This is a genomic window from uncultured Kocuria sp. (assembly GCF_947500125.1).
GTDB lineage: Bacteria > Actinomycetota > Actinomycetes > Actinomycetales > Micrococcaceae > Kocuria.
On sequence record NZ_CANMRA010000035.1, the window covers coordinates 23653 to 35736 of the forward strand.

General features: G+C 73.0%; 9 protein-coding genes. 1 reads left to right on the forward strand and 8 read right to left on the reverse strand.

From position 1 onward, the window contains the following. Nucleotides 1-54 precede the first annotated feature (54 nt). The 8 genes from Q0817_RS17330 to tkt all read right to left on the reverse strand — a co-directional run bounded on the left by Q0817_RS17330 (nt 55) and on the right by tkt (nt 10702). Nucleotides 55-915, reverse strand: a complete 861-nt coding sequence (locus tag Q0817_RS17330) for a hypothetical protein (protein ID WP_298591130.1) — start codon at nt 913-915, stop codon at nt 55-57. Between the two features lie 34 nt (nt 916-949). Further along, nucleotides 950-1990 (reverse strand): hypothetical protein, encoded by a 1041-nt coding sequence (locus Q0817_RS17335; RefSeq protein ID WP_298591132.1) that lies wholly within the window; start codon nt 1988-1990, stop codon nt 950-952. Nucleotides 1991-2184: 194 nt separating this feature from the next. Continuing rightward, nucleotides 2185-2934, reverse strand: a complete 750-nt coding sequence (gene pgl / locus Q0817_RS17340) for a 6-phosphogluconolactonase (RefSeq protein WP_298591134.1) — start codon at nt 2932-2934, stop codon at nt 2185-2187. After that, nucleotides 2931-4058 (reverse strand): glucose-6-phosphate dehydrogenase assembly protein OpcA, encoded by a 1128-nt coding sequence (locus tag Q0817_RS17345; RefSeq protein WP_298591136.1) that lies wholly within the window; start codon nt 4056-4058, stop codon nt 2931-2933. The genes pgl and Q0817_RS17345 overlap by 4 nt, the downstream gene beginning before the upstream one ends. Beyond that, a complete protein-coding gene (zwf, locus tag Q0817_RS17350) occupies nt 4055-5566 on the reverse strand; it encodes a glucose-6-phosphate dehydrogenase (RefSeq protein WP_298591145.1) in 1512 nt (503 codons plus the stop codon). The genes Q0817_RS17345 and zwf overlap by 4 nt, the downstream gene beginning before the upstream one ends. Before the next feature lie 159 nt (nt 5567-5725). After that, nucleotides 5726-7342 (reverse strand): glucose-6-phosphate isomerase, encoded by a 1617-nt coding sequence (locus tag Q0817_RS17355; protein ID WP_298591138.1) that lies wholly within the window; start codon nt 7340-7342, stop codon nt 5726-5728. A 56-nt stretch (nt 7343-7398) separates the two neighbouring features. Continuing rightward, nucleotides 7399-8505 carry a transaldolase gene (tal, locus tag Q0817_RS17360; protein WP_298591140.1) on the reverse strand — a complete coding sequence of 369 codons (1107 nt, stop codon included), beginning with the start codon at nt 8503-8505 and terminating at the stop codon, nt 7399-7401. Between the two features lie 55 nt (nt 8506-8560). Continuing rightward, nucleotides 8561-10702, reverse strand: a complete 2142-nt coding sequence (gene tkt, locus Q0817_RS17365) for a transketolase (protein ID WP_298591141.1) — start codon at nt 10700-10702, stop codon at nt 8561-8563. A 409-nt stretch (nt 10703-11111) separates the two neighbouring features. Between tkt and Q0817_RS17370 the strand changes: the two genes are divergently transcribed. Then, nucleotides 11112-12008, forward strand: coding sequence for a heme o synthase (locus Q0817_RS17370; RefSeq protein ID WP_298591147.1), 897 nt, complete (start codon nt 11112-11114; stop codon nt 12006-12008). The last annotated feature ends 76 nt before the right edge of the window (nt 12009-12084 follow it).

Below are 12084 nucleotides of genomic sequence, written 5' to 3' on the forward strand. Positions count from 1 at the left end.
GGTCGCTCTCCCGAGTGCGGGCCGGACCGGTGGATCCGGCCCCGCCCGGGCTGCTCAGCGCCCGTACTGCACCCGCAACGAGGCGTCGTCGGGCAGCACCACCACGGTGCCCTTCTCGACGGACCACCCCTCGTGGAGGAAGAAGTACCGTCCCCCGCTGACGGTGAGCAGGCGCAGCCCGTCGTAGCGGTACAGCGGGGCGTCCTCCGTGCCCAGCTGTTGGGTCGTGACCCCCGGGACGTCGAGCCCCAGGGGTTCCCGGCTGTAGACCTGCGCCCGGGGCTGCCACGCCAGGTTCGCCTCGAGCGTCTCGGCCAGACCCCGCCCGCGGGCCTCGGCGAAGTTCGAGGTCCCCCAGAAGAGCAGCAGCGCCACGAGGACCAGGACCAGGGTCGCCTCGACGGCCCGCTGCTCGGGGGTCCGCCGCGGGTCGTCGCCGGCGGCGTAGCGGCGGACGCGGACCGCCCACGCGGCTGCGAGCACGCCGGCGGTGATGAGGTACGGAGCGTACAGCGGGCTGTACACGCGCTCGGTGAACAGCAGGACGACCATCAGGACGATGAGCGCCCCCGCGCCCACCAGGGCCGCCCGCGGCAACGTGGTCGACCACCGGCCGGCCGTGCCCCGGTCGACGCGCCGGCGCAGGACCCGGTCCAGCCAGACCCACACCAGCCCCAGCGCGACCAGCAGCAGCAGCGGCAGGTACAGCGCGCTGATGCTCAGCAGCGCGAAGTCCCGCGTGGTGTAGCCGAACAGGTTGACGTGCAGCCCCATCCACTCGGCCTGCGCCTTCGCGCGCGCCCACCCGAAGTAGAAGACCAGGGCCGTGACCACGGTGGCCGGCGGACCGACCACGGAGACGATCCCCACGACGTGCGACCAGGCCGAGCGGGTCGGCGCAGCGGTCTCCGTCATCGGGCCCGCCCGGCGCCGCGGGAGCGGCGGCCCGTCAGGAGGCGGGTGCCGGACACGTCGTCGCTCCCGGGGCGTACTCCAGGGAGACCGTGCTGAGGGCCGGGTCCTCGAGGGCGTAGCCGGAGCCCGCGAGGGCCACGGGCGCCGTACCTCCCGCCTCCGGGACGGGTGCCGGGGGCGCCACGAAGAACGGGCCGGTCGTTCCCCACTGGATCGGCACGGGCACGGGGCCCACCGTGACGTACTGCACGCTGCCGACCGGCAGGGCCGGGTCCTGCACGTTCCCGCGCAGGTGGACGGGCACGCCTCCGCAGGCCGGAACGGGCAGTGCGGGCCCGCCGGCCTCCTCCGGCGCGGACGCGAGTCCTGTGACGGACAGGGGACACGCGGTGCCCGGCGTGTCGCCGAGCACGGGCACGTCCTGGGGATGGTCCTGGTGGAACTGCACGAGGCGGGCCAGCATGGCGACGGCGGCGACGTCGTGGCAGCTCTCCGGTGCCGGGGCGGTGGCCAGGGCCGCCGCCCCCTGCGCCCACAGCGCCTCGTCGTTGGTCTCGGCGGCCCGGCACAGCAGGGAGGCGGCGGCCTGCGCGCTCGCGCCGGCCAGGCTCTCCTCGTCGCACGTGCCCGCGCGCAGCGCCACGTACCACCCCGGCTCCCCGGGACCGACTGGACCGATCGGCAGCCCGCCGATCACAGGAGCGACGCGGGGAGGGGCCGGAGGGGCACCGCCGCCGCCGGGCTCTCCGGCGTCGGGCTCTCCGGCGTCGGTCCCGCCTCCGGCGTCGGCCCCGTCACCGGGGTCCTCCCCGCCTCCGGCGGCGCCTCCGCCCGCACGCCCGGTGCCGTCCTGGGTGCCGTCCGCGGAGCGGTCCCCGGTGCCCGGAGGGGCCGTGGAGCCGTCCGGGGGCCGCGCGGAACGGTCCTGCTCCTGCACGGTGGTCCGCCCGGCCGTGGGGGAGCTGCTGTCCGAGGCCGCGCCGTCGTCGGGTCCGGTCCGGCCGCAGGCCGCGAGCACGACCAGGGCGCCGGCGGCCAGGCCAGTGCTGACCCGGACAGGACGGAACGGGGACATGAGCTCACCGTCCTTCCGCGCTCGACCGGACGTCGCGGTCGGTGCCCAGGATCTCCAGCACCCCGGGCGCCGTTGCTTCGCCGGCCGCTCCGGTGCCGTGGCGTCGTCAGCGAGCATGCCGCCACGGCCGTCACCCGAGCGTGACTACCGCCCGGTCACGCGCGGCGGGGCGGCCCGGCGCGTGAGCGGGGTCCTCAGGCGCCGAGGGCGTCCCGCGTGACCAGCAGCAGTGTCTCCTCGGCCCCGCGCACCCCGGCGCCGGGCGTGCGCTCGAGCGGGGATCCGCCGCGGACGGCAGCGACCGCCTCGGCCTTGTCCGCCCCGGCCACGAGGAACCAGACCCGCTGCGCGCTGTTGATCATCGGCAGCGTCATGGTCACCCGCTCCGGCGGGGGCTTGGGGGAGTCCTGCACCCCCAGCACGGTGGCGTCCGGCTCGTGCACGTGCGGCAGGCCCGGGAACAGCGAGGCGACGTGACCGTCGGGGCCCAGGCCCAGCAGGGAGAGGTCGAACCGGGGGAAGGGCTCCGTCCGGTGCTGCGCGTCGGCGGCGGCCGCGAGCTCGCGGCGGTAGTCGAAGGCGGCGTCCTCGGCGGTGTCGAAGTCGTCCGTGCTGCCCACGTAGTGGACCCGGTCGGGGTTCAGGGACAGGGCCCCGCCCACGGCCTCCACGGCCTGGACGCAGTTGCGCTCGGGGCTGTCGTCGGCCACGAACCGCTCGTCCGACCACCACACGTCGACCCGTGACCAGTCGACCTCGTCCCGGCGGGCGGAGGCGGCGAGCGCCGCGAGCACCGCGGTGCCCATGCTCCCGCCGGTGAGCACGAGGCTCGCCTCCCCCCGCTCCTCCTGCGCCGCCACGACCACGTCGAGGACCCGCTCCGCGGTGTCCGCGGCGAGCGACTCCTTGTCCGGGTGCGGGACGGTCTCCAGCTCGGCGCTCATGCGCTCTCCTCTCCGGGGGCCGGGACGGACGGCTCGGCGGACCGGGCCCCGGCGGGCTCCTGCCCGGGCAGGTCGAGGACCACGTCCGCGGCGTCGTCGGGCGCAGCAGGGCCCGGCCGGTCCTGGTCCGGGCGGCCTCCGCCGTGCTCGGCCAGGAACCGCGCGGCGCCCGGCGTGAGCTCCCCGGTGGTGTCCACGACCTGGGCGACGCGCACGTCCCGCAGCCCGGTGGTGACCACCTCGCCGTAGACCTCGTCGGGGTCCAGCCGCCGGAGCTCCTCCGCGATGCAGGCGTTGAGGTCCCGCACGGGCATGGCGATCTGCTGGTCCGGCTGGCCCGGCTGGCGCAGCATCGCCACGGTCCGGCCCGGACGCTCGAGCACGATCTCGCCGTCGTCCCGGACCAGGGTCACCCGGTCCAGGCGCCGCGGCCCCGCGTTGTTGACGAACGTCACCTCGGCGTCGAGCCGGGTGCCCAGCCACGTGCCGAGCAGCACCACGCTGGGGGAGCGGCCGGACCCCTCGACGACGACCTCGCGCACGGGCGCGGGCTCCGCCTGGTCCAGGACCGCGGCCAGCTGGATGCGCCAGTTGGTCACCCTCGTCCACGCGAGATCCGTGTCGCCCGGGACGTAGCGGGCGCTGAGCTCCGCGAGCGTCTCGAAGGCGTCGTCGCTGCGCGCGGAGTCCGTGATCCGGCGGTGGGCGATCCCGGCGATCGACGAGGTGTGGGGCGAGGGCGGCGGCACCTCGTGCGGCCACCAGGCCACGATCGGCGCGTCCGGCAGCAGCAGCGCCGAGAACAGGGTCTCGGTGGGCTCGGCCAGCTCGCCGTAGCCGTGCAGCACGATGACCTCGGAGGCGCCCGCGTCACCGCCCATGCGCAGCTGGGCGTCCAGGCGGGTGCTCTCGGCCTGGGAGTGCGCCACGTGCACGAGGATCCGGCACGGGTGCTCGTGGCTCGCGAAGTTCGCGGCCTCCAGCGCCGCCTCGGAGTGCCCGGCCTGAGCGAGGATCACCAGCGTGAGGACCCGGCCGAGCGTCACGACGCCGTGCTGGTCCCGCAGCTGGTTCAGCTTCTTGTCGATGGCCGAGGTGGTGGTGTTCTCCATCGAAACGATCACGGTCGCCTCCAGACGCGTCCGTCGCGGGCCAGCAGCTCGTCGGCGCCGGCGGGTCCCCAGGACCCCGGCGCGTACGGCTCCGGCATGATCTGCTGCTGCTCCCAGCACTCCTCGAAGGGGTCGAGGATCCGCCAGGACAGCTCGACCTCCTCGTGATCGGGGAACAGCGGTGGTTCCCCGAGCAGCACGTCGAGGATCAGGCGCTCGTAGGCCTCCGGGCTGGACTCGGTGAACGAGTGGCCGTAGCCGAAGTCCATGGTCACGTCCCGGATCTCCGACTGCGTGCCGGGCACCTTGGAGCCCAGCCGGATGGTCACGCCCTCGTCGGGCTGGATCCGGATCACGATGACGTTCTGCCCCAGGTCCTCGTGGCCGTTGTCCCCGAACAGCAGGTTGGGGGAGTTCTTGAACTGCACCGCGATCTCGGTCACCCGCCGGCCGAGGCGCTTGCCCGCCCGCAGGTAGAACGGCACGCCCGCCCACCGGCGGTTGTTGATGTCCAGGCGCAGCGCCGCGTAGGTCTCGGTCCGGGAGTCGGCGGGGATGTCCTGCTCCTCCAGGAAGGCCCGCACCCGCTCGCCGCCCTGCAGCCCGGACTCGTACTGCCCGAGCGCCGAGTGCGCCGCGAGGTCCTCGGGGACGACGACGGAGGCGAGCACCTTGGCCTTCTCCGCGCGCATGTGATGGGCCTGGAAGGACAGCGGCTCCTCCATGGCGGTGAGGGCCAGCAGCTGCAGCAGGTGGTTCTGGATGACGTCGCGGGCCGCGCCCACGCCGTCGTAGTAGCCGGCGCGGGAGCCGATGCCGATGTCCTCGGCCATGGTGATCTGCACGTGGTCCACGAACTGCGCGTTCCACAGCGGCTCGAACATCTGGTTCGCGAAGCGCAGCGCCAGGATGTTCTGGACCGTCTCCTTGCCCAGGTAGTGGTCGATCCGGAACACCGAGTCCGCCGGGAACACGCGCTCGACGATGGCGTTGAGCTCCGCCGCGGAGTCGAGGTCGTGGCCGAAGGGCTTCTCGATGACCACGCGGCGCCACCCCGAGGCGTTCTCGTGCTGGGCCAGGCCGTGGTCGGCGAGCTGCTGGCAGACCGTCTCGAACGCCTTGGGCGGGATCGAGAGGTAGAACGCGTGGTTGCCGCGCGTCCCGGAGTGCACGTCGAGGTCCTTGAGGGTCGACTTCAGGGCCTCGTAGGCCTTGTCCTCGTCGAACTCCCCGCGCACGAACCGGACGCCGGAGGCGAACTGGCGCCACACGTCCTCCTGGAACGGGGTGCGGGCGTGGGCCTCGACGGACTCGCGCACCACCTCCCGGAACTGCTCGTGCGACCAGTCGCGGCGGCCGAAGCCGACGAGCGCGAAGGACGGCGGCAGCAGTCCCCGGTTGACGAGGTCGTACATCGCCGGCAGCAGCTTCTTCTTCGCGAGGTCTCCCGTCACGCCGAAGAGCACGAGCGCCGACGGGGCGGCGACCCGGACGAGCCGCCTGTCCCTCGGGTCCCGCAAGGGATTGCGGGCGTTGTTGTCTGGCAACGGAACTCCTTCACGTCTCTGCGGGGCCGCGGCACCCACGGGGGCCTGCACGCGCAACGGTCGGCGCGGGACTCCCGCGCCGACCGTGGCGTGCTCCCATTCTAGGACAGCGGTCCGGCCGCTCCGACCGGGTCAGCCGCCGAGGGCGTCGACGGCCTGCTGCAGCCGTGCCACCCCCGCGGCGCGATCGGCGAGCCGCAGCCGCAGCACGGGCCGGCCGTGGTCGGCGAGGACCTGCGCGTCGCCGTCGGCCTGGGCCGAGATGAGCTCGCCGAAGCTGAACGGGCTGTCCGGGATGTCGAGGTCCGTCTCCGAGGCGGCGGTGATCTGCAGGTACACGCCCTCCGCCGGCCCGCCCTTGTGGTACTGGCCGGTGGAGTGCAGGAACCGCGGGCCCCAGCCGAAGGTCACGGGCCGGCCGGTGGCCCGGGCGAGGACCGGGCGGATGCTCTCCAGGTCCGCCCACGCGAGCCGGTCGAAGTACGCCTGGACGGACAGGTAGCCGGTCTCCGGCAGCTGGGCGAGCAGCTTGGCCAGCGCGTCCTCGACCGTGCGCGTCCCGTCGAGCAGCTCCTGCGCCCCGCGGAGCTCCACGGGCCCGTCCACCACGTCCGCGGCCGTGGGCTGCGGCTTGTCCTCGAGCAGGGCGCGGGTGGCGTTCTTGGCGGACTCCACGTCCGGCTGGTCGTACGGGTTGATGCCGAGCAGCCGCCCGGCCGCCGCCGTGGCGACCTCCCACAGCATGAGCTGCGCGCCGAGCGAGCCGGAGACCCGCACCACGTCGCCCTCGGGGGCCTCCTCCTCGTCCACGCCGACCAGCTCCACGACCAGGACGTCGGCGGCCCCCGAGGAGGCCTCCGGCGCGTCCCCGGCGCCGACGACGACGGGCAGCACGCCCTTGCCCTCCTTGCCGGTGGACTCCGCGATCAGCTGCTCCGCCCAGTCGGCGAAGCCCACGATCCCGGAGCCGAGATCCCGGAACACGAGCTTGTTCCGCAGGGGCTGCGTCCCGCCCAGGGCCGCGCCCAGGTGCAGACCGGGGTTGTCCTCGGCGTCCTCGCGCAGCACCTCGCCGGCCTCGTCGGCGTCGTCGAGCAGGGCCCCGACGTCCACCCCGGCCAGGCCGGAGGGGACCAGGCCGAAGGCGGTCAGCGCGGAGAAGCGCCCGCCCACGGTGGGGTCGGCGGTGAAGACCCGGCGGTAGCCGGCCTCCCGCGCGGACGCCTCCATGGGCGAGCCGGGGTCGGTCACCACCACGATGCGCGAGGCCGCGTCGATGCCCGCGTCCTGGAAGGCCTTGGCGAAGACCCGGCGCGCCGAGTCGGTCTCCACGGTGGAGCCGGACTTGGAGGAGACGACGATGGCCGTCCGCTCGAGCCGGTCGGCGAGGGCCGCGCCCACCATCTCCGGGTCCGTGGAGTCGAGCACGAACAGCTCGACACCCGCGGTCCGGGTGATCACCTCGGGGGCGAGGGAGGACCCGCCCATGCCCGCGAGCACGAACCGGTCCACGCCCTCGGCCGCGAACTCCTCGCGCAGCGCGGTGATCTCGGCGACGAGCGGGCGGGAGACCTCGGCGGCCTCCACCCAGCCCAGCCGCTTGGCGGACTCGTCCTCGGCCGCGGCGCCCCACAGGGTGGGGTCCTGGGCGAAGAGCTGGGAGGCGAACCTGTCGCCCACCAGCGCGGGCACGTGCCGGTCGACGGCCTCGCGGGCCGCGCCGGAGGTCTGGACGGACAGGGAGCTCATGGGTTCTCCTTCGGGTCGGGCAGCACGGACGGAACTCGTGTCAGGACGGGACGGGCTCAGCGGGCGCTGTCGAGGGCGGCGCGCACGGTGTCGAGCAGCTCCGTCCAGGAGTCCTCGAACTTGGTGAGGCCCTCGGCCTCGAGCTGGGCGACGACCTCGTCGTAGGAGATCCCCACGCCGGCGATCCGGTCCAGGAGCTCGTTGGACTCCGCGTAGGCGCCGGTGACGGTGTCCCCGGTGACCTCGGCGTGGTCGAAGGTGGCCTCGAGGGTCTTCTCCGGCATGGTGTTGACGGTGTTCGGGGCCACCAGCCCGGTCACGTACAGGGTGTCGGGCAGGGACGGGTCCTTGACCCCGGTGGAGGCCCACAGCGGGCGCTGCGGGTTCGCCCCGGCAGAGGCCAGCCGCTCCCAGCGCTCGGTCTCCAGGGACTGCTCGTGGATCTGGTAGGCGAGCCGGGCGTTGGCCAGACCGGCCTGGCTCTTGAGCGCGGCGGCCTCGTCGGTGCCGATCTTCTCCAGGCGCTTGTCGATCTCGGAGTCCACGCGGGAGACGAAGAAGGAGGCCACGGAGTGGATGCCGGCCAGGTCCTTGCCGTTCTCCAGGGCCTGCTCCAGGCCCAGCTGGTAGGCGTTGATGACGGCGCGGTAGCGCTCGAGGGAGAAGATCAGCGTCACGTTGACGGAGATCCCCTCGGCGATGGTCGCGGTGATCGAGGGCAGGCCCGCCTCGGTGGCGGGGATCTTGATCAGCGCGTTGGGGCGGTCGATGGTCTGGGACAGGCGCTGGGCCATGGCCGAGGTCGCCTCGGCGTCCTGGGCCAGGCGCGGGTCCACCTCGATGGACACCCGCCCGTCCACGCCCTGGGTGGCCTCGGCGATCGGGGCGAAGAGGTCGCAGGCGTCGCGCACGTCGTCGGTGGTGATGGCCAGCACGGCCTCGTCCACGTCCGTGCCGGCGGCGGCGAGCTCCTTGACCTGGTCCTCGTAGGCGTCGTGCTTGGCCAGGGCGGCGGCGAAGATCGTCGGGTTCGTGGTCACGCCGACGACGTTCTTCTCGTCGATCAGCTGCTGCAGCCCGCCGGAGGTCAGGCGTTCGCGGGAGAGGTCGTCGAGCCAGATCGAGACGCCGGCGTCGGAGAGCTTCTGGGTGGGGGTGGTCATGTGCGTGTCAGTCCTCGTGCTCGGGGAAAAGTGGTCGGTCGGTGCGCGCCGGGGCTCAGCGGCCCACGGAGGCGGTGGCCTGCGCCGCGGCGAGGGATTCCTGGGCGGCGGCGGTGACGGCTTCGGCGGTGATGCCGAACTCGCGGTAGAGGGTCTCGTAGTCGGCGGACTCCCCGAAGTGCTCCAGGGACACGGCGCGGCCGGCGTCGCCGAGGAGGTCGCGCCAGGACATGGCGATCCCGGCCTCCACGGACACGCGGGCCTTCACGGCCGCCGGGAGCACGGACTCGCGGTACTCGGCGTCCTGGGCGTCGAACCACTCCCGGCACGGCATGGACACCACCCGGGCGGCCACCCCCTGCGCCTTGAGCTGCTCGCGGGCCTCCACGGCCAGGGACACCTCGGAGCCGGTGCCGATCAGGATCACGTCCGGCTCCTTGCCCTCGGGCGCGTCGGCCAGGACGTAGCCGCCGCGGGCCACACCTTCGGCGGAGGCGAACAACTCGGTCTCCGCGTCGGGGTGCAGATCGGTGCGGGCGAAGGTCGGCACGTTCTGGCGGGTCAGGGCGATCCCGGCCGGGCCGTGCCGGTTCTCCAGCATCGTCCGCCACGCCACGGACACCTCGTTGGCGTCGGCCGGGCGGACCACGTCGAGCCCGGGGATGGCGCGCAGGGAGGACAGCTGCTCCACCGGCTGGTGGGTGGGCCCGTCCTCGCCGAGGCCGATGGAGTCGTGGGTCCACACGTAGATCGAGGGGACCTTCATCAGCGCGCCCAGGCGCACGGCCGGGCGCTGGTAGTCGGAGAAGATCAGGAACGTCCCGGAGAACGCCCGTGTCTGGGAGGACATGGTGATGCCGTTGACGATCGCCGCCGCGGCGTGCTCCCGGATCCCGAAGTGCAGGACCCGCCCGTAGGGGTTGCCGGTCCACTTGTCGGTGGATCGGGCCTCCGGGATGAAGGAGGGCGCGGACTCGATGGTGGTGTTGTTGGACCCGGCCAGATCCGCCGAGCCGCCCCACAGCTCGGGGAAGGTCTCCGCGATCGCGTTGATCACCTTCCCCGACGCCGCCCGGGTGGCCACGTCCTTGCCGGCCTCGAAGACCGGGAAGGCCTCGGCGTAGTCCTCGGGGAGCTCCTCGGCCCGGATCCGGTCGTAGAGGGCAGCCTTGTCCGGGTTGGCGTCGCGCCACGCGTCGAAGTCCTGCTCCCAGGCCGCGCGGACCTCGCCCATCGTGTCCTGGATGGACCGGGTGTGGGCGATGACCTCGTCCTCGACCACGAAGGACTTCTCGGGGTCGAAGCCGAGGATCTCCTTGGTGGCGGCGACCTCCTCGGCCCCGAGCTTGGAGCCGTGGATGCCCCCGGTGTTCTGCTTCTTCGGTGCGGGCCACCCGATGATCGTGCGCAGGGCGATCAGCGAGGGCTTGGACGTCTCGGCCTTGGCCGCGCGGATCGCCGCGTAGAGCTCCTCGACGTCCTCGACGTAGTCCCCGGTCTTCGTCCAGTCCACCCGGGCCACGTCCCAGCCGTAGGCCTCGTAGCGGGCGAGCACGTCCTCGGTGAACGCCACGTCCGTGTCGTCCTCGATGGAGATGTGGTTCTGGTCGTAGATCACCACGAGGTTGCCCAGTTCCTGGACACCGGCCAGCGAGGACGCCTCGGAGGTCACGCCCTCCTGGAGGTCCCCGTCGGAGGCGATCACGTACACCATGTGGTCGAACGGGGAGTCCCCGGCCGGGGCCTGCGGGTCGAACAGCCCGCGGGTGTAGCGCTGGGCGTAGGCGAAGCCCACGGCCGAGGCCAGGCCCTGGCCCAGCGGGCCCGTGGTGATCTCCACGCCGGTGGTGTGCCGGTACTCGGGGTGCCCCGGGGTCTTCGAGCCCCAGGTGCGCAGGGACTCGATGTCCTCGAGCTCCATGCCGTACCCGGAGAGGAACAGCTGCAGGTACAGCGTCAGCGAGGTGTGGCCGGGGGAGAGGATGAACCGGTCCCGCCCCGTCCACCGGTCGTCGGTGGGATCGTGGCGCATCACCTTCTGGAACAGCAGGTACGCCGCCGGGGCCAGGGACATCGCCGTGCCCGGGTGGCCGTTGCCCACCTTCTCCACCGCGTCCGCGGCGAGCACCCGCACCGTGTCCACGGCACGCTGGTCCTGCTCGGTCCAGGTCAGCTTCTGATCGAGTTCGGTCGCCAAGATTCGGGGCCCTTTCTGCTGGGAACCGCTGCCGTGCGCAACGGGTGCCGGTTGCCGACCGGCGGTTTGGGTCCAGCTTAGGTCACGTGCATTTCGGCCGTGTGACGGACGGCACCGGCTGCGGGGGCCCGGGGCGTCATTCCCGTCATGTCCGGAGCGGGGACGGGCGCCGCCACGCGCTATGCTGTATAGGACCTTCTTCCGCGCCCGCGGGCTGCCGCGCCGACCGCACCCGTGTGTCGGCGACGCACCGTCTCCGGGCCGTCCTCGCGCACGGAGCCGGGGGAACACCACCGCAACCGGGAGCAATGATTCTGTGAACTCACTCGAGACGTCGGGACCCGCAGGACGAGCCGTCCTCGGCAACGGGCACACGGGTGTTGCGGTGGAGCCCCGCCCGGCGGGGCGGATGACGGCCTCCCGGAAGCTGCGGGCCTACGTGGCCCTGATGAAGCCGCGCATCATCGAGCTGCTGCTCGTGGCCACCGTGCCGACCATGATCTTCGCCCAGCAGGGCATGCCGAACCTGTGGCTCATCCTCAACACCCTCGTGGGCGGCACGCTCGCGGCGGGGGCGGCCGGGGCCTTCAACTGCTACATCGACCGGGACGAGGACCGGGTGATGAAGCGCACGGCCAAGCGCCCGCTCGTCACCGGGGAGGTCACCGACCGGGAGGCCCTCGTCTTCGCGTGGTCGCTCACGGCCGTGTCGGTCGCCTGGCTCACGATCGGCGTCAACGTGCTCGCCGGTGTCCTGGGCGCGGTGGCCATCTTCCTCTACGCCGTCTTCTACTCGATCGTGCTCAAGCGCCGCACCGCCCAGAACATCGTCTGGGGCGGGGTCGCCGGGTGCATGCCGGTGCTCATCGGGTGGGCCGCGGTCACGGGCGGCCTCGACTGGCCCGCGCTCGTGCTGTTCCTGTTCATCTTCCTGTGGACCCCGCCGCACTACTGGCCGCTGTCCATGAAGTACGCCGACGACTACTCCCGTGCCGGCGTCCCCATGCTGGGCGCCGTGGCCGGGGCCCGCACCGTCGGCAGCCAGGTGGTCCTCTACGCGTGGGCCACGGTGGTGTGCTCGCTGCTGCTCGTGCCCGTCGGCGGCGCCGGGTGGGTCTACGCGGTGACCGCGCTGGCCTCGGGCGCGTGGTTCGTGGGCCACAGCCACAAGCTGCACGCCCTCGCGGTGGCCGGCCGGCCCACGGACAAGCAGGCGATGTACGTCTTCCACGGCTCCATCGCCTACATCACCTTCGTGTTCCTCGCCCTCGCCGTGGACCCGTTCGTGGGCGGTCCCGTCCTCTGAGTAAGTGTTGGGAAAGGGGTCACCCTACGGTTTTCGCTTGCCATGGTCGTCGTCCTGGTGGTGGAGCCAGGCGGCG